Here is a 24541-nt window from a genome sequence, read left to right as displayed (position 1 = left end):
CAATGCGCAATTGACTTAGTCTTCCTTCGCAAAGGACGAAGGATGAGATTCGACCTCACCGACCTGAAGCTGTTCTGCGACGTGGTCGACGCCGGCTCGATCACCCACGGCGCCGAGCGCAGCGCGCTGGCCCTGGCGGCGGCCTCGACGCGGATTCGCGGCATGGAGAACAGCCTGGAGGCCGGGCTGCTGGTGCGATCCCGCCAGGGCGTGACTCCCACCCCCGCCGGCCTGACCCTGCTGAAGCACGCCCGGACCATCCTGGCCCAGAGCGCGCGAATGCGGGAGGACCTGGGCGCCTTCGCCGGCGGCCTCACCGGCGAGGTCCGCCTGCTGGCCAACACCAATGCGTCGACGGAGTTCCTGCCCGAGGCCCTGGGGCGGTTCCTGGCCGACAATCCCAGGGTCCGGGTCGACCTGGAGGAGCGGCTGTCGGACGAGATCGTCGGCCTGATCGCCGAGGGGGTGGGGGACATCGGCATCGTCGCCGGCACGGTGGACGTCGGCGGCCTGGAGACCTTTCCCTTCCGGTCGGACCGCTTCGTCGTCGTGGCGCAGAAGGGGCATCCGCTGGCGGCCCGGGCCCGCGTGGCCTTCGCCGACGTGCTGGCCTACGACCTGGTGGGGCTGGAGCGCACGAGCGCCCTGCAACGGTTCCTGGCCGACAAGGCCGCCCGCCTCGGATCTGGCCTGAACCTGCGCGTCCAGCTGCGCAGCTTCGACGCCGTCTGCCGGCTGGTGGAGGCAGGCGTGGGGGTCGGCGTCGTGCCGCAGTCCACCGCCGCCCGGGTGGCCCAGACGACGCCGCTCTCGGTGATCGAGCTTGAGGACGACTGGGCCGTCCGCGACCTCACCCTCTGCGTCCGCCGCTTCGCCGACCTGCGCCCCTACGCCCAGGACCTGGTGACGAGCCTGCGGACCTAGTCCTCCGCCAGCCAGTCGGCCGAGCGCATCTCCTGCAGGCGCGAGGCGGTGCGTTCGAACTCGAAGGCGCCGTCGCCCTGCGGATAGAGCGCCATGGGCTCGGCCTCCGCCAGCACGATCAGCTTGGTGCGCGCCTCGTAGAGGGCGTCGATCAGGATGACGAAGCGCCGCGCCTCCTCCCGCCGGTTGGCGGTGAGCCTGGGCAGGTCCTCCAGGAAGACGGTGTGGAAGCGTTCGGCGAGCGCCACATAGTCGTTGGGGCCGAGCGCCACCGAGCACAGGCTGGCGAAGGACGCCCGCACCAGGCCGCCGGAGGCGTGGGGCAGGTGGACCTTGCGGCCCAGCACCTCCAGGGTCTCGCCGATCTCGGCCTCGCCGCCCAGCATGTCGCGCCACAGGGCCATGAAGCTGCGCTGGTTGTCGGGATCGTCGGGGGAGAACCAGACCCCGGCCGCCCGCAGCCGGTCCAGGCGATAGTCGTGCCCGCCGGCCACGCTCACCACCTCCAGCCGGGTCTTGATCATCTCGATGAAGGGCAGGAAGAGCTGGCGGTTGATGCCATCCTTGTAGAGGGCGTCCGGAACCCGGTTGGAGGTGGCCACCAGGGTCACGCCGCGGGCGAACAGGGCCTCGAACAACCGCCCCAGGATCATGGCGTCGGCGATGTCGGTGACCTGGAACTCGTCGAAGCACAGCAGGCGCGCGTCCTGCGCCACCACGTCGGCCACCGCCGGGATGGGATCGTCGCCCTTGTGCTGGCCGAACCGGGCCTTGCGGGCTGCGGCGTCGCCGCTCCGCCATGCCCCGATCAGCCGGTGGATCTCGCCCATGAAGACGTGGAAGTGGGTGCGGCGCTTCCTGTCGACCGGAGCGGTCTCGAAGAACAGGTCCATCAGCATGGACTTGCCCCGCCCCACGGGCCCCCAGAGATAGACCCCGCGCTGGGCCTCGGGCTTTCGGAAGAAGGCCGACAGCCCCGAGGGCTCGCTGGCCGCCAGATCCCCCTCCAGCCGCACCAGGGCGGCCAGGCCGGCGGCCTGGGCGGGGTCGGGACGGATGACCCCCTGGGCGAGGCGGGCGTCATAGGCGGCTTGCAGGGCGGAGGCCATCGCACCCCGCCTAACCGCAGATGATCTAGATCACAACGGCGGGCGCGAAACTTCCTAGCGTCGGATCAGTTGGGATCGTGTCCAGTCCGGAAAGGAAGCCCATGTCCGACACCAACCCCGAGAAGCCCTTCATCGGCACGCCCGCGGGTGTCGACCCCCACGACCTCGAGGGCCGCGACAGCCCCCAGCTCGACTGGGGCGGATCGGAGCCGGGCGCCCTGCACGGCGCCAATCACAGCCGGCGGCCGATCAAGACCGAGGCCGAGCGAGGCCAGGGGCCCAAGACGCGGCTGCGGAACAAGGAAATCGTCAGCGGCAAGCCGTTCAAGACCTGACCGCCTGACGCCGGCTCAGTCGGCCCCCAGCTCCTTGCGCACGAAGCGGTAGGTTTCCCGCTGCTCGCAGGCGCAGGCCCGCATCTCGCCCTTGGCGTTCCACCAGACCAGGGTGGGATAGCGGATGCCCGTCGGATCACTGACGGCGACGCCGTTCGCCTTCAGCAGCGGCCGCAGGTCCTCGGTCATCTTGCGGCCGGCCTCGATCACCGCGCTGCGGGCCATGTCGCCGTCGGCCGGCGGGATGCCGGGGGCGGTCCAGGCCTCGGGGACCACGGCCTCCCACTGCTCCATCAGCTCCCAGGCCTTGGGCGTTCCATGCCGGATCCACAGCTCGGCCACCGTGGAGCGCTCCACCGGGGTGGACTTGGCGATGCCGTTCTTGTCGCGCCGGGCGATCTCGATCACCCGGGTGTCGACGCCGGCGGCGTGCAGGCCGGGGAATTCCTCCTTCTTGAACCGCAGGCAGTCGGGGCAGGTGCGGAAGGAGACCATGTAGAGCTTGGTCTTGGTCAAGCCCGGCGAGGCCCAGCCGGCCTGTTCCAGAATCTTGGTGATCTCGGCCTGGTGCTTGGTGATGGTCTTGGGCCGCCAGCGCAGGTCGTAGTTCCAGTAAGCCCAGCCCCCGACTCCGGCCAGAACCGCCACCAGGATCAGGATCGCCCAGGTCCGGAATGTCATCGCCAACTCCTTGTTCCGCGCCAGCTTAACGCATGGTGGGGATGACGAAGGCCGAATCCTCGCTTGTCCCCTCGGGCCAGCGGGCGGTGATGGTCTTGACCTTGGTGTAGAACTTCACCCCCTCCATCCCGTGCTGGTTGGTGTCGCCGAAGGCGCTGCGCTTCCAGCCGCCGAAGGAGTGGTAGGCCACCGGCACCGGGATCGGGACATTGATCCCCACCATGCCGACATTGACCTGGGCCGCGAACTCGCGGGCCGCCCGGCCGCTGCGGGTGAAGATGGCCACGCCGTTGCCGTACTGGTGGGCCGAGGGCAGGGCCACGGCCTCCTCGAAGGTCTCGGCGCGGACGATCTGCAGGACGGGGCCGAAGATCTCCTCGTTGTAGGTCTTCATGCCCGGTTTGACCTGGTCGAACAGGCTGGGGCCGATGAAGAAGCCCTTCTCGTAGCCCTGCATGGAGAAGCCGCGGCCATCCACAACCAGCTCGGCCCCCTCGTCGACGCCGATCTGGATGTAGTCGGCGATCTTCTGCTTGTGGGCGGCGGTGACCACCGGGCCGTACTGGGCGGCGGCGTCGTTGGAGAGGCCGACCTTCAGGGTGTCGATCTCGGCGATCATCCGTTCGCGCAGGGCCTCGGCGGTCCTGGCGCCCACCGGCACCACCACCGGCAGGGCCATGCAGCGCTCGCCGGCCGAGCCGAAGGCCGCCCCCGACAGGTCCTTGACCACCTGGTCGAGGTCGGCGTCGGGCAGGACGATGCCGTGGTTCTTGGCCCCGCCCATGGCCTGGACCCGCTTCCCGTGCGCCGTCCCGGTCGAATAGACGTAGGAGGCGATGTCCGAGGAGCCGACGAAGCTGACCGCGGCGATGTCGGGGTGGGTGAGGATGGCGTCGACGGCGACCTTGTCGCCATGCACGACGTTCAGCACGCCCTTCAGGTCCATCCCCAGGGCCGCCCCGGCCTCCATGAACAGCTCGGCCAAACGCACCGGCAGGGTCGGATCCTTCTCCGAGGGCTTCAGGATGAAGGTGTTGCCCACCGCGATGGCGATCCCGAACATCCACATCGGGATCATGCCCGGGAAGTTGAACGGGGTGATCCCGGCGGCCACGCCCAGGGGCTGCCGCATGGAATAGACGTCGATGCCCGGACCCGCGCCCTCGGTATATTCGCCCTTGAGCGCATGGGGGATGCCGCAGGCGAACTCGATCACCTCCAGGCCCCGCTGGATGTCGCCCTTGGAGTCGGCGATGACCTTGCCGTGCTCGGAGGAGAGCAGCTCGGCCAGCTCCTGCATGCGGGCCTCGACGAGCCGCTTGAACTCGAACATCACCCGCGCCCGGCGCTGCGGATTGACCGCCGACCAGGTCCGCTGGGCCCGGACCGCGGCCTGCACGGCGGCGTCCAGCTCGGCCGGGGTGGCCAGGGCCACGCGGGCCTGGACCTCGCCGGTGTTGGGATTGAAGACCTCGCCGTAGCGGCCGGAGGTCCCCGCGACGGACACGCCGTCGATGAAGTGTGTGATCTCGCGCATGCCGAGCTTTTAGGACGTCCCGGCGCGGGTGGGTAGGGGCGCGAGCACCGATCTCAGGCCGCGGCTCAGCGCGGCGGGGATCACCGAGGTGTGGCTCTCGCCCTCGAAGACGTGGGCGGTGACCGGCAGGCCGCGCCCCGCCAGCCGCTCGGCCATCCGCCGCATATGGTCGACCATGGGCCAGCGCGGATCGGTCTCCAGCCCCCCCACAGACAGGAACAGCCGGGTCTGCGGATCGGGCCGGGCCTGCGCCTCGGTGGCGAAGGCCTCGCCGCCTCGCCACCACAGGGCCGGACTGCCCGCCACATGCCGCTGGAAGGCGCCCGGGCGGGTCAGGTAGGCGTGCAGGCTGAACAGGCCCCCCAGCGAGCTGCCCACCAGGGTCTGGTCTCCCGGATCGGTAGCGTAGCGCTCGGCGATGAAGGGTCGCACCCCCTCGATCAGGAAATCCAGGAAGGCCTCGCCGCCGCCGGCCGGGCCGATGTCGGGCAGGGGGCGGTCCCCCATCTGCGCCAGCAGGGTCTCGTGGAACGCGGCGTCGAAGCTCGGGGTCAGGTCCCGGGTCCGCAGGCCGCCATAGTCGCGGCGGCGGCGGCGCGGCCCCTCCAGCTGATAGCCCACCCCCACCAGCAGGCAGGGCGGGACCCCGTCGCCGTTCTGCAGGAAACGCAGGGCCTGGGCGGCGATCCCGAACACGGTGTTGGCGTCCATCACATAGATCACCGGCAGCCGATGATCGGGACGCTGGCCAGCCCAGGGACTGGGCAGGGCGACATCGATCTGGAAGGTCTCGCCGATCGCCTCGCTATGCAGACTGTACCGATGGGTGGCCAGGATCGTCGCCGGTTCATGGTCCGTGGTCGTCATGTCTTCCCCCGGGATGGAGGCGAAGCTTGGGCGGGACGGCGTGGGACCGCCAGACTTGAAGATCGCTCATTTCTTCCCAGGTCAGGGACAGGGGAGCAGCCCCTTGCACCGGGCGCGCGGGCAAGGGCATCTTGCCCCCATGAGCGTCGCCACCGAGGCCCTGCCGGCGCGGCGGGCCTATCACGATCACATCGTCGACACCCTGATCGCCGAGCGCGCCCCCAAGCTCTCGGGCGGGGCGGCATGGCCGCTGATCCGGCCCCTGCTCTACCGCCTGCTGGACTACCGCAAGGCCCGGACCATGGCCGACGACATCGCCCAGATGTCGGGCCGCCAGGCCCTGGAGCACGTCTCGGCCCTGCTGGACGTCAAGGTCAGCGTGCGCGGCCTGGAGCGGATTCCCGCCCATGGACGGGTGGTGCTGATCTGCAATCACCCCACCGGCATCGCCGACGGGATCGCCGTCTATGACGCGGTCAAGGGCCTGCGCCCCGACCTCTGCTTCTACGCCAACGCCGACGCCCATCGGGTGTCGCCGGCCTTCAGCGAGGTGCTGATCCCGGTGGAGTGGGTGGAGGCCAAGCGCACCCGCGAGCGCACCCGCCTGACCCTGAACCTCACCCGGGAGGCCATGGAGGCCGAGCGCGCCCTGGCCATCTTCCCGGCCGGACGCCTGGCCCGCAAGGCGCCGGACGGGACCCTGATGGATCCCCCCTGGATGCCCAGCGCCTTCTCCATCGCCCGCAAGTACGAGGCGCCCATCGTCCCCATGCACCTGTCGGGACCCTGGTCGACCCTGTTCCACCTCTTCAACGACTTCTCCGGCGAGCTGCGGGACATCACCCTGTTCCACGAGCTGCTGAACAAGCGGGGCCGGGCCTTTGACCTGACCGTGGGGCCCTTGATCCCCCCCGAAGCGCTCGACCCGGACGTCAACCTCGCGACCCTGGCGGTGAAGGCCTATATCGCCGGTGTCCTGCCCCACCAGCCCGACCGGCCCTTCGCATGATCCGCCCGGCGGCCGGTGAGATCGCCCTGGAGGACGAGGCCGCCACGTCGGCCCTCGGCGCGGCCCTGGCCGGAGCGCTGAAGCCCGGCGAGGCCATCTGCCTGACCGGGCCGCTCGGGGCCGGCAAGTCGACCCTGGCCCGGGCCCTGATCCGGGCGCTCACCACGCCTGCCGAGGATGTGCCCAGCCCCACCTTCACGCTTGTTCAGTTCTATGAAGGGGCCTCCATTTCGGTGGCCCATTTCGACCTCTACCGGCTCACCAGCCCCGACGAGGCCTATGAGATCGGCCTGGACGAGGCCCTGGAGGACGGGGCGGCCTTGATCGAGTGGCCCGAACGCCTGGAAGGTCGCCTGCCGCCCGACCGGCTTGATATAGAGATCATCCTCGAGGGGGAGGGCCGCCGCGCGCGCCTGACCCCCAGCGGCGCCTGGAAAGGACGTGGGTTTGAGTTCCGATCGTGAGGCCATCAAGTCCGCCTTCCTGGCCCAGCACGGCTGGGGTGACGCCGCCCGCGTCCCCCTGAGCGGCGACGCCTCGACCCGGGCCTATGAGCGGCTGCATCCGACCCGTGGCCCCAGCCTGATCTTCATGGACCAGCCCCCCAACGCCGAGACCGCCCCCTGCGCCCCCGAGGCCACGCCGGAGCAGCGGGCGCAGTCCGGCTACAACGCCCTGGCCCGCCTGGCCGCCGGCCGGGTCGACGCCTTCGTGGCGGTGGCGCAGTGGCTGAAGGCCCAGGGCCTCTCGGCGCCCGCCATCCTGGCCCATGACGCCGCGCAAGGGTTGGCGGTGCTGGAGGACCTCGGCGACGACCTCTTCGCTGTCCTGATCGCCGGCGGCCAGGACGAGGCGCCCCTCTATGACGCCGCCATCGAGGGCCTGGTGAACCTGCACACGGCCACGGCGCCCAGGATGCTCACCGCCCCGGGGATCGAATGGCCTCTGCTGGACTATGACGAGGTCGCGCTGAAGACCGCGGGCGACATCCTTCCCGAATGGCTGCCCAGGCTGAAGCCGGAGCTGGCCTTCAGCGACGCCGCGGTCGCCGAGTGGGACGCGATCTGGGCCCCGATCCGCGCCCACGGGGCGGCCGGCGCCAGCGTCTTCTGCCACCGCGACTACCACGCCGAGAACCTGATCTGGCTGCCCGAGCGCCAGGGGGCGGCCCGGGTCGGCCTGCTGGATTTCCAGGACGCCGTCCGCGCCCACCCGGCCTGGGACATGTCCATGCTGCTGCACGACGCCCGCCGGGATGTGTCGCCCCAGCGGGAGGCCGCGGCCCTGGCCTACTATTTCAAGCTGCGGCCGGACCTCGACCAGGCCCAATTCCTGGCCGACTACCACGCGCTCGGCGCCCTCAACATCGTCCGCATCCTGGGCATCTTCGCCCGCCTGGTGACCCGCGACGCCAAGCCCCGCTACGCCGCCTTCATGCCGAGGCTGTGGCGCTATCTCGACGCTTGCCTGGCCGACCCGGCCCTGGCCGAGCTGGCGGCCTGGTTCGACGAGCATGTCCCGCAGGAGAGCCGTCGATGAGCGCGCCCAAGACCGCCATCGTTATGGCTGCTGGCCTCGGCACCCGCATGCGGCCCCTGACCGATCATCAGCCCAAGGCCCTGATCGAGGTCGCCGGCAAGGCCCTGATCGATCACATGATCGATCCCCTCGTGGCCGCCGGCGTGGAGCGTGTGGTGGTCAATGTCCACGCCCATGCCGACCAGATGGAAGCCCATCTGAAGCGCAGGACGGACGTCGAGGTCCTGATCTCCGACGAGCGCGCCAGACTCTTGGAGACCGGTGGCGGCATCAAGCACGCGCGGGGCCTGATCGGTGACGCGCCGGTCTGGGTCTGCAACAGCGACTATGTCTGGGACGTCCCCGGCGAACCGCCGATGACCACCCTGGCCAAGGCCTGGGACCCGGCCCGGATGGACGCCCTGCTGGTGGTCATCCCCAAGGCCCGCACCATGGGCTTCGACACCCCCGGAGATTTCTTCCAGGACCCCGACGGGGCCCTGACCCACCGGGGCCAGGCAGCCGAGGCGCCGCTGCACTGTTTCGGCATCGAGATTCTTGATCCGACCCTGGTCTATGCCGATCCTCGCGACGCCTTCACCCTGCGCGACATCTGGATCGCCTCGACCCGGAAGCGGCGGCTGTTCGGTCTGCAACTGGACGGTCTCTGGATGCAGGTGGGCGACCCTATCGCGCGAGACGAGGCCGAAGCGAGGCTGACGTGATCCCCCTGCTGGCCTCGGCCGGTCCCCGCTGGTTCAACATCCCGGCCCATCGTCCCTTCGTCCACGACCTGGCCGGCGGCCTGTTCGACGCGCTGTCGCCGCTCGGGCCCCAGGCCCTGTCCCAGGCCGTGGTGCTGACCCCCACCCGGCGCGGCGCCCGGGCGCTGGCCGACGCCTTCATCGCCGCCGCGGGCGGCCGCGCGGTCCTGCCGCCGCAGATCCGGCCCCTGGGCGACCTGGACGAGGGCGAGCCGCCCTTCGAGCCCGGCGAGCTGGCCATCGACCTGCCCGCCGCCATCGATCCCCTGCGCCGCCGCTTCGAGCTGATCGCCCTGGTGAAGGGCCACGAGAAGGCGCTGAACCGCGACCTCGACGCCTCGGCCGCCCTGGAGCTGGCCGACGCCCTGGGATCCTTCCTCGACAGCCTGCAGATCGAGGAGGTCAGCGCCAAGGAAGGCCTGGCCGACCTGGTGAGCGCTGACCTCGCCGAGCACTGGCGGGTCAGCCGCGAGTTCCTGGAGACCGCGCTGGTCGCCTGGCCGGCCCGCCTGCGCGAGCTGGGGGTCGTCGATGTCAGCCAGCGCCGGGTGGCCCTGCTGCGCGCCCTGGCCGAGGCCTGGGACCACCGGCCGCCGGAGGGGGTGCTGATCGCGGCGGGCTCCACCGGCACCGCGCCGGCCACCGCCGACCTGCTGGCGGTCATCGCCCGCGCCCCCCAGGGGGCCGTGATCCTGCCGGGCCTCGACGAAAGCCTGGCCGAGGCCGCCTGGGCCCAGGTCGGGGAACAGCATCCGCAGGGCGCCATGAAGCGGCTGCTGGCCCGCGCCGGCGCCGCCCGGGGCGACGTCGTCCTCTGGCCCGCCTCCGACACCCTCGACACCGCCGGCCGCTGGCGCCGCCGGGTGATCAACGAGGCCCTGCGCCCGGCCGAGGCCACCGCCGACTGGCTGACCGTCATCGAGACCCTGCGCGCCGAGGGCGAGAGCGAGGGCGTCGACCCCATCGCCGCGGGCCTGGAGGGCCTGTCGGTGGTCACCGCCCGGGCCGAGGAGGAGGCCGCCACCGTGGCCGCCCTGCTGCTGCGCGAGGCCCTGGAGACCCCCGGCATGACCGCAGCCCTGGTGGCGCCCGACCAGACCCTGGCCCGCCGCGTCGCCGCCAAGCTGGCCCGCTGGGGCGTCGGCGCGGACTCCTCGGCGGGCTCGGCCCTGGCCGGCTGCCGCTGCGGGGTGCTGGCCGCCCTGACAGCGCGGGCGGCCAGCGATCCGCTGGACCCCGTCACCCTGCTGGCCATCGCCAAGCACCCCTTCGTGCGTCTGGGCCTGGACCCCGAGACCCTGGACCGCCGCCGCGCGGCCCTGGAGCTGCACGGCCTGCGCGGCCCCCGCCAGACCAGCTGGGGGGCCCTGGACGCCCGCCTGCGCCGCAGGATGGACGAGCCCCGCGCCGACCTGCCGGCGCTGGAGGATGCGCTGGCCTTCGCCGCCCAGCTTCGCGTGGTCCTGGCCCCGCTGCTGACCCCCTATGCCGAGGATGTGGCGCCGCCAGCCGCCGCCGCCCGGGCCCTGGCCCAGACCATGGAGGCCCTGGCCGGCGACGAGAGCGGCGACCCCGGCGAACTCTGGGCCGGCCACGGCGGCGAGGCCCTGGGCCGGCTGCTGTCGGGCCTGATGAGCGAGTCCGACGGCTCGCCGGCGGTCAGCCCCCGCGGCTTCGCCGACCTGCTGGCCCGGCTGATGTCCGGCGAGAGCATCCGTTCGGGGGGCGCCACCCATCCACGCCTGCGCATCCTGGGGGCCATCGAGGCCCGCCTGACCCGCGCCGATCGGCTGATCGTGGCTGGCCTGGAGGAGGGCGTCTGGCCCCAGGGCGCGACCCTCGACCCCTTCCTGTCGCGTCCGATGCGCGAGGCCCTGGGCCTGCCGCCGCCGGAGCGCCGCGTGGGCCTGGCCGCCCACGACTTCGCCCAGGCCGCCTGCGCGCCGGAGGTGATCCTGCTGCACTCCGAACGCCGCGAGGGCGCCCCGGCCGTGAAGTCCCGCTGGCTCTGGCGGCTGGAGACCCTGGCGCGCGGCGCCGGCGTCGACCTGCCCACCCGGCCCGAGATCCTCGACTGGGCCCGGTCCCTCGACGCGGCCACGGACTACACGCCGGCCAAGCGCCCCGCCCCGCGCCCGCCCGTCGCCGACCGCCCCCGCGAGATGGCGGTCACCCGGGTCGAGGCCCTGACCCGCGACCCCTACGCCGTCTGGGCCCGCGACATCCTGCGGCTCTATCCCCTCGAGCGCCCCGACGAGGCGGTCGAGGCCCGCGCCCGCGGCACCGCCATCCACAAGGCCTTCGAACGCTTCGCCGAGGCCCATCCGGTGGAGGTTCCCCCCGACGCGGCGGCCATCTTCGAGGCGATGTACGTCACCGCCCTGGAAGAGGCCGGCATGCCCCACGAGGCGCTGGCCCGGGAGAGCGCTCTGGCCCGCGAGGCCGCCCTCTGGGTCGCCGACCTGGAGCGCCGCAGGCGGGCCGACGGCCGCACCATCCATGTGGAGCTGAAGGGCGAGCTGGAGATCATGGCCCCCGCCGGCCTGTTCAAGGTCAATGCGCGGGCCGATCGCATCGAGCTGTCGCCGGACGGCTACGGCCACATCCTCGACTACAAGACCGGTAAGGCGCCCTCGCAGAAGGTGGTCGACACCGGCTTCTCGCCCCAGCTCACCCTCACCGCCGCCATCCTGGCCTATGGCGGCTTCCCCACCCTGGGCCGCCCCATGCCCGGAGACCTCACCTATCTGGAGGTCACCGGCCGCAAGCCCGCCGGCCGCGAGGAGGTGCGCGCCGCCGCCGGCGAGGAGAGCGAAGCCGCCGCCCGCACCGCCCTGGACGGCCTGGGCAAGCTGATCGCCCGCTTCGACGACCCGGCCCAGCCCTACCTGTCGCGCTCGGCCCCGCAGTTCGTGAAGACCCACATCAGCGACTACGACCACCTGGCCCGGGTGTTCGAATGGTCCACCAGCGGCGACGAGGAGGGGGAATGACCGCGATCCCCTTCCCCACCCGCGAGACCGATCCGCAGCGCGTCGCCGCCGATCCGGAGCTCTCGGCCTTCGTCACCGCCAACGCCGGCTCGGGCAAGACCAAGACCCTGATCGACCGGGTCGCCCGCCTGCTGCTGGCCGGGGCCGAGCCCGCCACCATCCTCTGCGTCACCTACACCAAGGCCGCCGCCGCCGAGATGCAGCGCCGGCTGTTCGGCCTGCTGGGCGATTGGTCGGTCTGCGACGACACGCGGCTGCGCCAGGCCCTGTCCGACCTCGAGGGGCGGCCGATCCTCGACTACGACCACCTGCGCCTGTCGGCCGCCCGCGCCCTCTTCGCCCGCGCCCTGGAGACCCCCGGCGGCCTGAAGATCCAGACCATCCACGCCTTCTGCGAGAAGCTGCTGCGCCGCTTCCCCCTGGAGGCCGGCGTCTCCCCCGGCTTCCGGGTCATGGACGACGCCGCCTCGGCCGCCATCGCCGCGGCCGCCCGCAAGGGGGTGGCCCGCTTGGCCCTCAAGGGCGAGGGCCGTGTCGCCGAGGCCTATGCCCGGTTCTCCGTGGCCCTCGACTTCCAGAGCTTCCAGTCGATGTTCGGCGCCTTCGAGGGCGCCCGGGGCCGGCTGGCCGCCTACCTCGCGCGCACTGGCGGCCTGCCCGGCGCCGTGGCCGATGTCTGGGAGGTCTGCGGCTTCCCGGAGCCCGTCGACCCAGAGGCCGTCGAGCTCCAGGCGGTCGCCGCGCTCAACCTGCGCAGCTGGCGCGAGGCCGCGCACGTCCTGGCCCAGGGCGGCAAGGCCGACGCCAAGAACGCGGCGGCCCTGGCCGAGCTCGCCGCCGAGCCCAGCTTCTCCGGCGCGCTCACCTGCCTGTTCATCGACAACGGCGAGGGCACGCCGGCCACCTGGGTCGCCAAGACCAGTGGCCTCAAGGCCCACGAACCCCTGCGCAGCGCCCTGCTGGCCGACCAGGAGGCCCTGGAGGAGGCCCGCGCCTATCGCCGCGCCGCCCAGGTGGCGGTGGACACCGACGGCGCCCTGACCTTGGCCGCGGCCTATCTGGCGGCCTACGACATCGAGAAGCGCTCCCAGGGTGCGCTGGACTTCGCCGACCTCATCGAGAAGACTTGCAAGCTCGTCGACAACAGCCCCGCCGCCGCCTGGGTGCTCTACAAGCTGGACGGCGGCATCGACCACATCCTGGTGGACGAGGCCCAGGACACCGCGCCGGACCAGTGGGCCATCGTCCGCGCCCTGGCCGGCGAGTTCTTCTCCGGCGCGGGGGTCCCGACGGCCACCCGGCTGGAGCGCAACATGTTCGTGGTGGGCGACGAGAAGCAGTCGATCTACTCCTTCCAGGGCGCCCGGCCCGAGCTGCTGATCCAGGAGTTCGAGTTCCACAAGGACCGCGCCACAGGCGCCGGCTTTCGCTTCGAGCGGGTGGACCTGCTGGATTCGTGGCGCTCCACCCCGCAGGTGCTGGCCTATGTCGACGCGACCTTCTCGCCCCCGGAGCTGGCCTCGGCCATCCTGCCCCGGGCCCTGGCCGAGCCCATCGTCCACCAGCCCCGCCGGGTCGACCACGCCGGCTGCGTCGATATCTGGCCCCTGGAGCGGGAGGAGAAGGGCGACGTCCGGGAGGCCTGGGACGCCCCCCTCGACCAGGAGACCGAGGCCAGCGCCAACAAGCGCCTGGCCGCCCGCGTCGCCGGCGAGATCGCGGCCCTCCTGGCCCGCGGCGACGGGGTGTTCGACAAGGAGACCCGCGTCTGGCGCCCGGCCCGCCCCGGCGACGTCCTGATCCTGGTGCGCCGCCGCAAGGCGCTGTTCGAGGAGATCCTGCGGGCGCTCAAGCACGCCAAGATCCCGGTGGCCGGCGCCGACCGCCTGGCGCTGTCGGAACACATCGTCTTCGACGACCTGGTGGCCGTGGCCCGCTTCGCCCTCTTCCCCGCCGACGACCTGACCCTGGCCGCCCTGCTGCGCAGCCCCTTCTGCGACCTCGCCGACGAGGATCTCTACGACCTGGCCAAGCCGCGGGGGAAGGCCAGCCTCTGGGCGACGCTCGCCGCCCGGGCCGAGGAACGCCCGGCCTGGGGGCACGCCCACGCCCTGCTGGCCGGCCTGCTGGCGGAGGCCCGCGAGCGAAGGCCCTTCGAGCTCTACGCCCGGCTGCTGGGGACCCGCGACGCCCAAGGCCGCTCCATGCGCCAGCGCCTGCTGCGGCGCCTGGGGAGCGAGGCGCAGGACGCCCTGGACGAGTTCCTGGCCCAGGTCCTGGCCGCCGAGCGCCGGGGGATCGAGGACCTGGAGAGCCTGGCGGCCGCCTTCGCCAGCCTCGACATCACCGTGAAGCGCGAGATGGAGGCCGCCCGCGACGAGGTCCGGGTGATGACCGCCCACGGCGCCAAGGGCCTGGAGGCGCCCATCGTCTTCCTGCCCGAGACCACCCTGAGCCGCGGCGCGCGGGGCACGCCCCTGATGGAGACCGAGGCCGGCGGCTTCCTCTGGTGCGCCGCGGCCAAGGCCGACTGCGAGGCCTCCGCCACCGCCCGCGAGCGCCGCGCCGCCCGCGAGGAGGACGAGGCCTACCGCCTGCTCTATGTGGCCCTCACCCGCGCCCGCGATCGTCTCGTCCTCTGCGGTCGGATCGCCGCCAACGCCAAGGAAGAGAACCTCAAGGGCTGGTGGGGCGCGCTGACGGCCGCCTTCGACCATGCGCAGATCAACCCGCACAAGCGGACCGTCCGCGCGGGCGAGCTGGAGTTCCTGCGCTTCGGCCCCGATCCCCAGGCCCTGGGCCAGGCCGCCGACCTGACGCTCACCGCCGCGCCCGCCCCAGCCTGGACCCAAGCCCAGGCGGTCGCCGAGCCCCACGCCCGCTACGCCTCTCCCTCCCAGCTGGGGGAGGACGCCGCCACGCCCGCCGCCTCGCCCCTGGCCGCCGTCGCAGGCCTGGGCCGCTTCCGGCGCGGGGACCTGATCCACCGCCTGCTGCAGGTCCTGCCCGACCTGCCGCTGGAGGGTCGCCCCGCCGCCGCCCTGCGCCTGCTGGCCCGGGAGCGGGACCTTACCGAGCCCCAGCGCGCCGAGATGACCGCCGCGGCGCTCGGCGTCCTGAACGATCCCCGCTTCGCCGAGGTGTTCGGCCCCGGCAGCCGCGCCGAGGTGGCGCTGGCCGGGACCGCCGCCAGACTGCCGCCCGGCCTGGCCATCTCCGGGCGAATCGACCGTCTGGTGGTGCTGGAGGACCGGGTGCTGGTGGCCGATTTCAAGACCAACCGCCCCTCGCCGGCGCGCATCGAGGACGCCGACCCGGCCTATCTGCGGCAGATGGCGATCTACGCCGCCGTGCTCGCCGAAGTCTTTCCCCAGCACCGGATCGAGGCCGCGCTGGTGTGGACCGACGGCCCCAAGCTGATGGCGATCCCAGAAATACTTATCGGCCAAACCCTTGCCGAGCTTGGCCGCGCCGGTTGATACCAGGACAGGCGCCGCCTATGTGGCGGATCGAACATCGCGGCCCGGCGTTGAGGTCGCAGCGTAACAAGGAGCTTTTGATGAGCACCGTAGCGGTCACCGACGAGTCCTTCGACAAGGACGTCCTGCAGTCCTCCAAGCCCGTGCTTGTGGATTTCTGGGCCGAATGGTGCGGCCCCTGCAAGCAGATCGCCCCGGCGCTCGAGCAGATCGCCGCCGAGATGGGCGCCCAGGTCACCGTGGCCAAGCTCAACATCGAGGAAAGCCCCACCACCCCCTCGCGCTACGGCGTCCGCGGCATCCCCACCATGATGCTGTTCAAGGACGGCCAGATGGCCTCGATGAAGGTCGGCGCCATGCCCAAGCAGAAGATCGTCGAGTGGCTCAACGAAGCCGGGCTCTGACGCCCGACTGAGCTATCCCCCTGTGTCATCCCGGAAGCCGCGCAGCGGCTGTCCGGGACCCAGACGCGCGGGGCGTGCCGGCAAGTTCGGTGATTCTGGGTCCCGCACTTCCGGCCTGCGGCCTCCATGCGGGATGACACCCTTGTTCATAAGGCCCCGTAAGCCTTCAGGGTCTTCAGCGCCGCCACGGTCATCACGCCGCGATATTCCATCTGCGGCCCGGGGCCCACCGTCTCCCAGCTGATCGGCCAGCCGCCGTCCTGCGCCTGCCGCGCCTCCAGCGCCGCCAGGTGGTGGCCCAGCACCTCGGGCGAGAACAGCCGGTGGCAGAAGCTGGCGGGGGACGGCGCCCAGTCCAGGGGCTTCTTCACATAGCCCACCGCGTCCACGTCCAGCTCCACGAGACCCGGGATGCGCGCCGCCAGCGCCGCCAGGGCCACCTCCGCGCGCGGCCGATCCGGCGTGTGCTCCAGGAAGCCGATGATCGGCATCAGGTCGTGGAACTTGTCGGTCTGGGCGCCGTCGATCACCGACCAGCAGAAGGCCTCCCCCTTGGCGATCCACGGATGATCGATCCCGTGCTTGCGCAGCAGCCCCACCAGGGCGGCGGTGGGATTGATGTCGGCCGGGGGCTGGGCGCCCTCCACGGCCCACCAGACCGCATGGGGCGCGGCGTTGACGCTGGGCAGGGCGAAGGGAACCCCGCCCTCGGCGGTGGCCACGCTGGCCAGCCAGTCGCAGGCCCGAGCGGCGATCAGCGGATCGAAGGCGTCCACCTCGTCGAGGATCTCGAAGGCGATCTGCACGTCCACCGGCTGGCTCGCGGGATCGCGCTTGTCGGGCTCCAGGGCCGATCCGAACCCCCCGTCGCGGCCCTGATAGGCCACGAGCGCCCGCACAACCGGCTCGACCGAGGCGCCCTCGAAATGGTGTTCGAACAGCCGCCGCTCCAGCAGGCGGCCATTGCGCAGCAGGAAATCGCGGGCGCGGTCCAGGACGGACGTCATGGGAGGCTCCTTCAGTTTCGGAACAAAACTAGAACATGAAGGACGCGGATGGCAAGGGGCGGTAGGCGCCACCCCTCAGCTCGGCCAGGTCTCCGGGCTCATGGCCAGCACCTCGCCGGCGAAGTGCAGGCCGCCGCAGATCAGGATGTGGGGCGGGGGCTCGGCGCTCTTCAGGGCCTGGCGCACGCCCTCCTCCACATCGGCGACGATCTCCGCCTCCAGCCCCGCCCCGCGGGCGGCGGCGGCGAGGTCCTCAGGGAGCGCGGCGTTGGCGGAGTCGAACCCCGTGGCGAACACCTTGGGCTTCAGCTCGCCGAAGGGCTGGAAGAAGCCCAGCGCGTCCTTGCGGGCGTACATGGCGGTCACCAGGGCCAGGCGGCGGCCGTCCCGGGCGACCAGGCGTCCGGCGGCCTCGGCCAGGGCCCGGCCGGCATGGGGATTGTGTCCCCCGTCCAGCCACAGGTCGGCCCCACCCTCGGCGGCCAGCTTGGCCAGCGGCCCCGCCGTCAGCCGCTGGAACCGCGCCGGCCACACCGCCGAGGACACCCCCTTGGCGAGCGCCGCCTCGTCTATGGCCGGATGGCCCCAGGCGATGGCGGCCATCACCGCGGCCCCGGCGTTGGCGAACTGGTAGCCGCCGAACAGGCTCGGCGCCGGCAGGTCCAGCAGCTGGTCGGGAGTCTGCACCATCAGCCGCCCCCGCTCCTCCCAGGCGTCGAAGTCGCGGCCCATCAGCAGCATGGGCGCCTCCAGGGCCTCGGCCTCGCGGGCGATGACCTCCAGGGCCTCCTCCAGCTGGCGGGCCACCACCACCGGGCGGCCCCGCTTGATGATCCCGGCCTTCTCCCAGGCGATCTTGGAGAGCTCCGGCCCCAGCATCTCCAGGTGGTCGTAGTCGACGGGGGTGATGACGCTCACCGCCGGGGCCTCGAAGACATTGGTGGAGTCGAACCGGCCCCCCAGCCCCACCTCGATGATGGTCAGGTCGGCGGGCTTGTCGGCGAAAGCCACGATCGCCATGGCCGTCAGCATCTCGTTGAAGCTGATGGGCTGGTCGGCGTTCACCGCGATCATCTTGTCGATCAGGGCGGTCAGCTCGGCCTCGGTGATCAGCTCGCCCGCCACCCGGATCCGTTCGGCGAACCGCACCAGGTGCGGCGAGGTCAGCACATGGGCCTTCAGCCCGGCGGCCTCGGCGATGGCCCGCAGATAGGCGGTGGTGGAGCCCTTGCCGTTGGTGCCGGCCACATGGATCACCGGCGGCAGCCGGTCCTGCGGCCGGTTGAACTGGGCCAGCAGCCGCTCGATCCGTCCGGTGGACAGGTCGATCAGGGAGGGGAAGCGCTCGCGCAGGCGCGCGATCATCGCGTCGAAGGCGCGGATCTCATCATACATGGGGCGTGGCCTGGAGAGGGCTGGATGGGACTGGAGCGGGTGGAGAAATGGGAACCCCGCCCGCGACCCGCGTGTGATCTAGGCGGCTTTGGAAGCGTTGCGTCCCATCATGAGGGTCTTGAGGATGGAGCCCAGCACCGTGGTCATCTCGCAGCGGGTCACCACCCGGTCCACCATGCCGCGCTCCACCAGGAACTCGGCGCGCTGGAAGCCCGGCGGCAGGGTCTCGCGGATCGACTGCTCGATCACCCGGCGGCCGGCGAAGGCGATCATCGCGTTGGGCTCGGCCAGGTGCACGTCCCCCAGCATGGCGTAGGAGGCGGTGACCCCGCCGCTGGTGGGGTCGGTCATCACCACGATGTAGGGCAGGCCGGCTTCCTTGACCTCGTTGACCGCCACCGTGGTGCGGGCCAGCTGCATCAGGGAGAGCGTACCCTCCTGCATGCGCGCGCCGCCCGAGGCGGTGAAGATCACGAAGGGAACCTGGCGGCGCACCGCTTCCTGGGCGGCCTTGATGAAGGCCTCGCCCGCGGCCATGCCCAGGCTGCCGCCCATGAAGGCGAAGTCCTGCACCACCACCACGGCGTTCTGGCCCTTGATGGCGCCATAGGCGATGACCATGGCGTCCACCTCGCCGGTGGCCTTGCGGGCGGCCTTCAGGCGATCGGGATAGGCCCGGTCGTCGGGGAATTTCAGCGGGTCTTCCACCACGGTCGGCGAGGCGATGCGCTCATAGCTGCCGTCGTCGAAGGTGTATTCCAGGCGCTTGGCGGCGCCGATCCGCATGTGGTTGCCGGACGGGGTGACCCACAGGGCCGCCTCCAGGTCCGAGCGGTAGATCATCTCGCCGGTGTCGGGGCACTTGACCCAGAGGTTCTCCGGGGTCTCGCGCTTGGCCACCAGGTTGCGCACGCCCGGCGCGATCTTGGCCAGCCATCCGCCCCGCTCCCGCGGCGTCGGAACGCTCGGGGGTTTGCCGGACTTTTCGTTTCTGTGCTCAGCCATCGCCATGGGTCTACACCGTCGGGCTAGCGACTCGCGCGAAGCGCACAGCCTTAGCCAAGGAATCCACTTTGGAAAGAACCCGCGTGGTCACGGTTTCGTTCATTGCCAGGGCCGCGGCGATCTCCTCGACCAGGGCCGAGCCCACCACAACGCCGTCGGCGACCCGGGCCACGGCCTCGGCGCGTTCCGGGGTCTTGATGCCGAAGCCGACGCAGACCGGCAGGCCGCCCGCCGCGCGCACGCGGATCACCTGGGGGGCCACCACTGCGGCGTCGGCCTCCTTGACCCCGGTCACGCCCGCCACCGAGACATAGTAGGCGAAGCCCGAGGTGCGCCGGGCGATGATCTTCAGGCGGGCGTCGTCGCTGGTGGGGGTCGACAGCAGCAGCAGGGACAGTTGTTCGGCGTCCAGGGCGTCGGCCAGGGGATCGGCCTCCTCGGGCGGGATGTCCACCACGATCAGGCCGTCGGCCCCGGCGGCGGCGGCGTCCTTGGCGAAGGTCGCAAAGCCCCGGTTCACCAGGGGATTGGCGTAGCCCATCAGGATGATCGGCGTGGTCTGGTCGCCCTTGCGGAACTCGGCGATCATGGCGAGCGTCTTGGAGAGCGTCATGCCCTTGTCCAGGGCGCGCAGGGCCGCGCGCTGGATGGGCGGACCCTCGGCCATGGGGTCGGAGAAGGGGAAGCCCACCTCGATCAGGTCGGCGCCGGCGGCCGGCAGGCCCTTCAGGATCTCCAGGCCGGTGTCGTAGTCGGGGTCGCCGGCCATGACATAGGCCACGAAGGCGGCGCGGTTCTCCGCCTTCAGCGCGGCGAAACGCGCATCGATACGAGCCTTGGTCAAATCGTGCGTCCCAGGTGGGCGGCGACGGTGGCCACGTCCTTGTCGCCGCGGCCCGACAGGTTCAGCACCACGATCCCGCCCTTGCCCACGTCGCGGGTGACGTCGGCCAGACGGGCCAGGGCATGGGCGCTCTCGATGGCCGGCAGGATGCCCTCCAGCTCGGCGCACAGCTTGAAGGCGTCCAGGGATTCGGTGTCGGTGGCGGTCAGGTATGTGGCCCGGCCCACATCGTGCAGCCAGGAGTGCTCGGGGCCGATGCCCGGATAGTCCAGGCCCGCCGAGATCGAGTGGGCCTCGGTGATCTGGCCCTCGGGGTCCTGCAGCAGATAGGTCATGTTGCCGTGCAGGACGCCGGGACGGCCGCCATTGATGGCCGCGGCGTGACGCCCGCTGTCCATGCCCTCGCCGGCCGCCTCGACCCCGATGAGCTTGACACCCTCGTCGTTGAGGAAGGGGTGGAAGATGCCGATGGCGTTGGAGCCGCCGCCGACGCAGGCCACGACCGCGTCGGGAAGCCGGCCCTCGGCCTCCAGGATCTGGCTGCGCACCTCCTGGCCGATCACCGACTGGAAGTCGCGCACCATCTCCGGATAGGGGTGCATGCCGGCCGCGGTGCCGATCATGTAATAGGTGTCGGCGACATTGGTGACCCAGTCGCGCAGGGCCTCGTTCATGGCGTCCTTGAGGGTCGCCGACCCGGAGGTCACCGACTCCACGGTGGCGCCCAGCAGGTTCATGCGGAAGACGTTGGGCTTCTGCCGCTCCACGTCCACGGCGCCCATATAGACCACGCAGGGCAGGCCGAAGCGGGCGCAGACCGTGGCCGAGGCCACCCCGTGCTGGCCCGCGCCGGTCTCGGCGATGATCCGGGTCTTGCCCATGCGGCGGGCCAGCAGGATCTGGCCCATGCAGTTGTTGATCTTGTGGGAGCCGGTGTGGTTCAGCTCCTCGCGCTTCAGATAGATCTTGGCGCCGCCGAAGTGGGCCGTCAGCCGCTCGGCGAAATAGAGCGGGCTGGGGCGTCCCACATAGTGCTTCAGGAATCCCGACAGCTCGGCCTGGAAGGCGGGATCGGCCTTGGCCGCCTGGTAGGCGGCGTCCAGCTCGTGGACCAGGGGCATCAGGGTTTCGGGCACGTAGCGCCCGCCATAGTCCCCGAACCGCCCGGCGGCGTCGGGATAGGCGGCGTAGTCGTTGGGCTTGGCGGCTGCGTTCACGATGATGCTCAGGCGCGGCGGGTGGCGTCGAGGAACGCCGTGATCAAGGCCGGGTCCTTTAGGCCGGGACCGCGCTCCACGCCAGAGGAAACGTCCACCATGGGCGCGCCCGACAGCCGCACGGCCTCGACGACGTTCCAGGGATCCAGGCCGCCGGCCAGCAGCCAGGGCCGCTGGAACCGGTGGCCCATCATCAGGCCCCAGTCAAAGCGCGCGCCGTTGCCGCCGGGCAGCTCGGAGTCGGCCGGCGCCCTGGCCTCGAACATCAGGTGGTCGACGGCCGCCTCATAGGCCTTGGCGGCCGAGAGGTCGTGGGCGGTGGTGACGGGGATCACCTTGATGACGCCCGCGCCGGTGCGCCGGGCCACGTCGCGGGCCCGGGCCGGGGTCTCGGCCCCGTGCAGCTGGATGAGGTCGGGTTTCAGGATGCTCGACAGCCGCTCCAGCAGCTCGTCGTCGGGATCGACGGTGACGGCGACGACCTTGACGTTCTTGGCGCGCGCCGGGGACGTCAGGCGCGCGGCGGCGTCGGGGGCGATGTTTCGGGGGCTCTTGGGAAAGAAGATGAAACCGATGTGGCTCGCCCCGCCGTCGACGGCGGCGGTCACCGCCTCGGGCGTGGACAGGCCGCAGATCTTGGTGGCGATCGTCATGGGCCCGATAAGGGGCGCCGGCCCTGGAAATTCAAGGCTTGGCCGCGCCCTGGCTCTTCAACAGGTCGCGGATCTCGATCAGCAGGGCTTCCTGGGCGGTGGGGGCCGGCGGGGCCGCGGGCTTCTCGGCGTCCTTGCGGCGCACGGCGTTCACGCCCTTGACGATCAGGAACACCACCCAGGCCACGATCGTGAACTTGATCATGGTGTTGAGGAAGGCGCCGTACTGGATGGCCACCAGCTCGTTGGCCTTGGTGATCGGGTTGTCGGGCTTGAGCACCAGCTCCAGGTGCGAGAAGTCCACCCCGCTCAGCAGCAGGCCGATGGGGGGCATCACCACCTGGTCCACCAGGCTCTTGACGATGTCGTTGAAGGCCGCCCCGACGATCACGCCCACGGCCAGGTCGATGACGTTGCCGCGGGCGATGAATTCCCGGAATTCGGAGAAGATGCTCATCGGGCGCCTATTCGTCGGCGTTGAGTCGCTCACGCAGTTCCTTGCCGCTCTTGAAGAAGGGCACGTGCTTGGCGCGGACCTCGACGGCCTCGCCGGTGCGCGGGTTGCGCCCGGCCCGGGCGTCGCGCGAGCGGACGGACAGCGCGCCGAAGCCACGCAGCTCCACCCGGCCACCGTTCTCCAGGGCCTGGATCATCCGCTCGAGAATCACCCCCACCACGCGCTCGATATCGCGCTGGGTGAGGTGCGGGTTTTCCTCAGCGAGTTTGGCGATCAGCTCAGACTTGATCATGCCTTCTTCCGGTCTTTCGGCTGCGGAACATGGTCGAGTCCCTGAGGATGTTCAAGGCAGGAAAAGGGTTTACGCCCTATCGACCATGATCTGCGCCGAAAGCTTGGGCTCATCGTCCCCAAATCGGGGCGCTGGAAGGGCTGAGCCATCGACTCTTCCCTCTTTCGAACATCCCCGACCGACACGCTGACGTCACCTGACACAGAACGGGCCCTGCGCCCGGTCAACTCAGGATAGTGCGATTGGCGAAAAAGAAAACGGCGGACCGGTTTCCCGATCCGCCGCTCTCAACCTATTCAGGCAAGACGACGAGGCTTAGTCGTTCTTGGCCTTCTCGCGCAGGGCGGCGCCCAGGATGTCGCCCAGCGAGGCGCCGGAGTCCGACGAGCCGAACTGCTCGATGGCTTCCTTTTCCTCGGCCATTTCCAGAGCCTTGATCGACAGACCCACCCGACGGGCGGCCTTGTCGACATTGGTGATCTGGGCGTCGACACGATCGCCGACGGCGAAGCGTTCCGGACGCTGGTCGGCGCGGTCGCGGGACAGGTCCGACTTGCGCACGAAGGCGGTCATCGGGGCCTCGTCCTCACCGAAGCGGACTTCGATGCCGCCGGTGGTGACTTCGGTCACGGTGACGGTGACGGTCTGACCCTTGCGGAAGCCGTCGCCCACCATCGGATCGCCGGCCAGCTGCTTGATGCCGAGCGAGATGCGTTCCTTCTCGACGTCGACGTCCAGCACCCGGGCCTTGACCATTTCGCCCTTGTGATACTTGGCGATGGCTTCTTCGCCCGACGCCGTCCAGTCGAGGTCCGAAAGGTGGACCATGCCGTCGATGTCGTTCTCCAGGCCGATGAACAGGCCGAACTCGGTGGCGTTCTTGACCTCGCCTTCCACGGTCGAACCGACCGGGTGCGCCGCGACGAACGCGTCCCAAGGATTGTCCATGGCCTGCTTCAGGCCGAGCGAGACGCGACGCTTGGACGGATCGACGTCCAGGACCACGACCTCAACCTCTTGGCTGGTGGAGACGATCTTGCCCGGGTGGACGTTCTTCTTGGTCCAGGACATTTCCGACACGTGGACCAGGCCCTCGACCCCGGCTTCCAGCTCCACGAAGGCGCCGTAGTCGGTGATGTTGGTGATCCGGCCGGTGAACTTCGCGCCGACGGGGTACTTGGCTTCCACGCCGTCCCAGGGGTCGGACTGCAGTTGCTTCATGCCGAGGCTGATGCGCTGGGTGTCGGGGTTGATCTTGACGATCTGGACCTTGACGGTGTCGCCCACGGCCAGGACCTGGCTCGGGTGGTTGACGCGCTTCCAGCTCATGTCGGTGACGTGCAGCAGGCCGTCGATGCCGCCCAGGTCCACGAACGCGCCGTAGTCGGTGATGTTCTTGACCACGCCTTCGCGGATTTCACCTTCCTGCAGCTGGGAGACCAGCTCGGTGCGCTGTTCGGCGCGGGCTTCTTCCAGGATGGCGCGACGCGAGACGACGATGTTGCCGCGCGGACGGTCCATTTTCAGAATGGCGAAGGGCTGTTCCTTGCCCATCAGCGGGCCGACGTCGCGCACGGGGCGGATGTCGACTTGCGAACCCGGGAGGAAGGCCGAGGCGCCGCCGAGGTCGACGGTGAAGCCGCCCTTCACGCGGCCGACGATGGAGCCCATCACCGGTTCGTTCTTCTCGTAGACGCCTTCCAGACGGGTCCAGGCCTCCTCGCGGCGGGCCTTGTCGCGGCTGATCACCGCTTCGCCCATGGCGTTCTCGACGCGTTCGAGGAAGACCTCGACGGTGGAGCCCACCACGATCGGCGTCTGGTCGTCGCCTTCCTGGCCGAATTCCTTCAGGGACACGCGTCCCTCGGTCTTCAGACCCACGTCGATGATCGCGAAATCCTTCTCGATCCCGACCACGATGCCCTTGACCACCACGCCTTCCATGAAGTCGCGGCCGCCCATGGATTCGTCCAGCAGGGCCGAGAAGTCGTCGCGGGAGGGGTTCAGGCTCATATCGTCAGCCATAATATTCTTTCGTCTTCAGTGACGCC

The 24541-nt window shown here is 70.8% G+C and carries 22 protein-coding genes; 9 read left to right on the top strand and 13 right to left on the bottom strand.

Annotated features, from left to right (window positions below; translation table 11 throughout):
* Positions 1–42: 42 nt before the first annotated feature.
* Complete coding sequence (locus ACO06I_RS17590; protein WP_421933918.1) at positions 43–924, top strand: LysR substrate-binding domain-containing protein; 882 nt, start codon at positions 43–45, stop codon at positions 922–924.
* Here ACO06I_RS17590 and zapE read toward each other — a convergent pair.
* Complete coding sequence (gene zapE / locus ACO06I_RS17585) at positions 921–2033, bottom strand: cell division protein ZapE (protein ID WP_421933917.1); 1113 nt, start codon at positions 2031–2033, stop codon at positions 921–923. The two genes, ACO06I_RS17590 and zapE, sit on opposite strands and share 4 nt — an antisense overlap.
* Before the next feature lie 101 nt (positions 2034–2134).
* Here zapE and ACO06I_RS17580 point away from each other — a divergent pair, with 101 nt between their 5' ends.
* Positions 2135–2368 carry a hypothetical protein gene (locus ACO06I_RS17580; RefSeq protein ID WP_421933916.1) on the top strand — a complete coding sequence of 78 codons (234 nt, stop codon included), beginning with the start codon at positions 2135–2137 and terminating at the stop codon, positions 2366–2368.
* 15 nt (positions 2369–2383) lie between these two features.
* Here the strand turns inward: ACO06I_RS17580 and ACO06I_RS17575 are convergent, their stop codons facing one another.
* From ACO06I_RS17575 to ACO06I_RS17565, 3 genes are read right to left on the bottom strand one after another with little or no spacing between them, the layout of a single operon-like run.
* Positions 2384–3049 (bottom strand): hypothetical protein, encoded by a 666-nt coding sequence (locus tag ACO06I_RS17575; RefSeq protein WP_421933915.1) that lies wholly within the window; start codon positions 3047–3049, stop codon positions 2384–2386.
* Positions 3050–3074: 25 nt separating this feature from the next.
* Positions 3075–4586, bottom strand: a complete 1512-nt coding sequence (locus ACO06I_RS17570; protein ID WP_421933914.1) for a CoA-acylating methylmalonate-semialdehyde dehydrogenase — start codon at positions 4584–4586, stop codon at positions 3075–3077.
* Positions 4587–4595: 9 nt separating this feature from the next.
* Positions 4596–5453 carry an alpha/beta hydrolase gene (locus ACO06I_RS17565; RefSeq protein ID WP_421933913.1) on the bottom strand — a complete coding sequence of 286 codons (858 nt, stop codon included), beginning with the start codon at positions 5451–5453 and terminating at the stop codon, positions 4596–4598.
* Between the two features lie 139 nt (positions 5454–5592).
* Between ACO06I_RS17565 and ACO06I_RS17560 the strand changes: the two genes are divergently transcribed.
* The 7 genes from ACO06I_RS17560 (at position 5593) to trxA (ending at position 15620) form a co-directional block, all read left to right on the top strand.
* Entirely contained in the window at positions 5593–6462 is an 870-nt protein-coding gene (locus tag ACO06I_RS17560) for a GNAT family N-acetyltransferase (RefSeq protein ID WP_421933912.1), read from the top strand.
* The gene (gene tsaE / locus ACO06I_RS17555) at positions 6459–6926 is read left to right on the top strand and encodes a tRNA (adenosine(37)-N6)-threonylcarbamoyltransferase complex ATPase subunit type 1 TsaE (RefSeq protein WP_421933911.1); all 468 of its coding nucleotides are present in this window, start codon (positions 6459–6461) and stop codon (positions 6924–6926) included. The genes ACO06I_RS17560 and tsaE overlap by 4 nt, the downstream gene beginning before the upstream one ends.
* Positions 6904–8001: an N-acetylmuramate/N-acetylglucosamine kinase AmgK gene (amgK, locus tag ACO06I_RS17550; RefSeq protein WP_421933910.1), complete on the top strand. Its 1098-nt coding sequence runs from the start codon at positions 6904–6906 to the stop codon at positions 7999–8001. Before tsaE ends, amgK begins: the two co-directional genes overlap by 23 nt.
* Positions 7998–8705, top strand: a complete 708-nt coding sequence (locus ACO06I_RS17545) for a nucleotidyltransferase family protein (RefSeq protein ID WP_421933909.1) — start codon at positions 7998–8000, stop codon at positions 8703–8705. Before amgK ends, ACO06I_RS17545 begins: the two co-directional genes overlap by 4 nt.
* Positions 8702–11737, top strand: coding sequence for a double-strand break repair protein AddB (gene addB, locus ACO06I_RS17540; RefSeq protein ID WP_421933908.1), 3036 nt, complete (start codon positions 8702–8704; stop codon positions 11735–11737). The genes ACO06I_RS17545 and addB overlap by 4 nt, the downstream gene beginning before the upstream one ends.
* Positions 11734–15216, top strand: coding sequence for a double-strand break repair helicase AddA (gene addA / locus ACO06I_RS17535; RefSeq protein ID WP_421933907.1), 3483 nt, complete (start codon positions 11734–11736; stop codon positions 15214–15216). Before addB ends, addA begins: the two co-directional genes overlap by 4 nt.
* A gap of 80 nt (positions 15217–15296) precedes the next feature.
* The gene (gene trxA / locus ACO06I_RS17530; protein WP_421933906.1) at positions 15297–15620 is read left to right on the top strand and encodes a thioredoxin; all 324 of its coding nucleotides are present in this window, start codon (positions 15297–15299) and stop codon (positions 15618–15620) included.
* Positions 15621–15766: 146 nt separating this feature from the next.
* Here trxA and ACO06I_RS17525 read toward each other — a convergent pair whose 3' ends face one another.
* The 9 genes from ACO06I_RS17525 to rpsA all read right to left on the bottom strand — a co-directional run bounded on the left by ACO06I_RS17525 (position 15767) and on the right by rpsA (position 24515).
* Positions 15767–16627 carry a hypothetical protein gene (locus ACO06I_RS17525; RefSeq protein WP_421933905.1) on the bottom strand — a complete coding sequence of 287 codons (861 nt, stop codon included), beginning with the start codon at positions 16625–16627 and terminating at the stop codon, positions 15767–15769.
* A gap of 75 nt (positions 16628–16702) precedes the next feature.
* Positions 16703–18022, bottom strand: a complete 1320-nt coding sequence (locus ACO06I_RS17520; protein WP_421933904.1) for a bifunctional folylpolyglutamate synthase/dihydrofolate synthase — start codon at positions 18020–18022, stop codon at positions 16703–16705.
* Between the two features lie 78 nt (positions 18023–18100).
* Entirely contained in the window at positions 18101–19033 is a 933-nt protein-coding gene (gene accD / locus ACO06I_RS17515) for an acetyl-CoA carboxylase, carboxyltransferase subunit beta (protein WP_421933903.1), read from the bottom strand.
* Between the two features lie 4 nt (positions 19034–19037).
* The gene (gene trpA, locus ACO06I_RS17510; protein WP_421933902.1) at positions 19038–19871 is read right to left on the bottom strand and encodes a tryptophan synthase subunit alpha; all 834 of its coding nucleotides are present in this window, start codon (positions 19869–19871) and stop codon (positions 19038–19040) included.
* Positions 19868–21088 (bottom strand): tryptophan synthase subunit beta, encoded by a 1221-nt coding sequence (gene trpB / locus ACO06I_RS17505; RefSeq protein WP_421933901.1) that lies wholly within the window; start codon positions 21086–21088, stop codon positions 19868–19870. Before trpB ends, trpA begins: the two co-directional genes overlap by 4 nt.
* Before the next feature lie 8 nt (positions 21089–21096).
* Entirely contained in the window at positions 21097–21741 is a 645-nt protein-coding gene (locus tag ACO06I_RS17500; protein WP_421933900.1) for a phosphoribosylanthranilate isomerase, read from the bottom strand.
* 31 nt (positions 21742–21772) lie between these two features.
* On the bottom strand, positions 21773–22198 hold the full coding sequence (gene mscL, locus ACO06I_RS17495) for a large-conductance mechanosensitive channel protein MscL (protein WP_421933899.1): 426 nt from the start codon (positions 22196–22198) through the stop codon (positions 21773–21775).
* A 7-nt stretch (positions 22199–22205) separates the two neighbouring features.
* Positions 22206–22490, bottom strand: a complete 285-nt coding sequence (locus ACO06I_RS17490; RefSeq protein ID WP_215343259.1) for an integration host factor subunit beta — start codon at positions 22488–22490, stop codon at positions 22206–22208.
* A gap of 315 nt (positions 22491–22805) precedes the next feature.
* Positions 22806–24515 carry a 30S ribosomal protein S1 gene (gene rpsA / locus ACO06I_RS17485; RefSeq protein ID WP_421933898.1) on the bottom strand — a complete coding sequence of 570 codons (1710 nt, stop codon included), beginning with the start codon at positions 24513–24515 and terminating at the stop codon, positions 22806–22808.
* Positions 24516–24541 lie beyond the last annotated feature (26 nt).

Source organism: Phenylobacterium sp. (assembly GCF_965229015.1).
Taxonomy (GTDB): Bacteria; Pseudomonadota; Alphaproteobacteria; order Caulobacterales; family Caulobacteraceae; genus Phenylobacterium.
Note: the sequence above shows the minus strand (reverse complement) of the source record. Positions and strands in the feature narration are given on the sequence as shown.

What these genes read in the sequence shown, in the direction of transcription:
- ACO06I_RS17545 (WP_421933909.1), top strand. Translation starts at nt 7,998, where the DNA reads ATGAGCGCGCCCAAGACCGCCATCGTTATGGCTGCTGGCCTCGGCACC.
- trxA (WP_421933906.1), top strand. Translation starts at nt 15,297, where the DNA reads ATGAGCACCGTAGCGGTCACCGACGAGTCCTTCGACAAGGACGTCCTG.
- ACO06I_RS17580 (WP_421933916.1), top strand. Translation starts at nt 2,135, where the DNA reads ATGTCCGACACCAACCCCGAGAAGCCCTTCATCGGCACGCCCGCGGGT.
- ACO06I_RS17560 (WP_421933912.1), top strand. Translation starts at nt 5,593, where the DNA reads ATGAGCGTCGCCACCGAGGCCCTGCCGGCGCGGCGGGCCTATCACGAT.
- ACO06I_RS17520 (WP_421933904.1), bottom strand. Translation starts at nt 18,022, where the DNA reads ATGTATGATGAGATCCGCGCCTTCGACGCGATGATCGCGCGCCTGCGC.
- ACO06I_RS17565 (WP_421933913.1), bottom strand. Translation starts at nt 5,453, where the DNA reads ATGACGACCACGGACCATGAACCGGCGACGATCCTGGCCACCCATCGG.
- ACO06I_RS17525 (WP_421933905.1), bottom strand. Translation starts at nt 16,627, where the DNA reads ATGACGTCCGTCCTGGACCGCGCCCGCGATTTCCTGCTGCGCAATGGC.
- ACO06I_RS17590 (WP_421933918.1), top strand. Translation starts at nt 43, where the DNA reads ATGAGATTCGACCTCACCGACCTGAAGCTGTTCTGCGACGTGGTCGAC.
- rpsA (WP_421933898.1), bottom strand. Translation starts at nt 24,515, where the DNA reads ATGGCTGACGATATGAGCCTGAACCCCTCCCGCGACGACTTCTCGGCC.
- tsaE (WP_421933911.1), top strand. Translation starts at nt 6,459, where the DNA reads ATGATCCGCCCGGCGGCCGGTGAGATCGCCCTGGAGGACGAGGCCGCC.
- mscL (WP_421933899.1), bottom strand. Translation starts at nt 22,198, where the DNA reads ATGAGCATCTTCTCCGAATTCCGGGAATTCATCGCCCGCGGCAACGTC.
- ACO06I_RS17500 (WP_421933900.1), bottom strand. Translation starts at nt 21,741, where the DNA reads ATGACGATCGCCACCAAGATCTGCGGCCTGTCCACGCCCGAGGCGGTG.
- ACO06I_RS17575 (WP_421933915.1), bottom strand. Translation starts at nt 3,049, where the DNA reads ATGACATTCCGGACCTGGGCGATCCTGATCCTGGTGGCGGTTCTGGCC.
- accD (WP_421933903.1), bottom strand. Translation starts at nt 19,033, where the DNA reads ATGGCGATGGCTGAGCACAGAAACGAAAAGTCCGGCAAACCCCCGAGC.
- zapE (WP_421933917.1), bottom strand. Translation starts at nt 2,033, where the DNA reads ATGGCCTCCGCCCTGCAAGCCGCCTATGACGCCCGCCTCGCCCAGGGG.
- ACO06I_RS17490 (WP_215343259.1), bottom strand. Translation starts at nt 22,490, where the DNA reads ATGATCAAGTCTGAGCTGATCGCCAAACTCGCTGAGGAAAACCCGCAC.
- ACO06I_RS17570 (WP_421933914.1), bottom strand. Translation starts at nt 4,586, where the DNA reads ATGCGCGAGATCACACACTTCATCGACGGCGTGTCCGTCGCGGGGACC.
- addA (WP_421933907.1), top strand. Translation starts at nt 11,734, where the DNA reads ATGACCGCGATCCCCTTCCCCACCCGCGAGACCGATCCGCAGCGCGTC.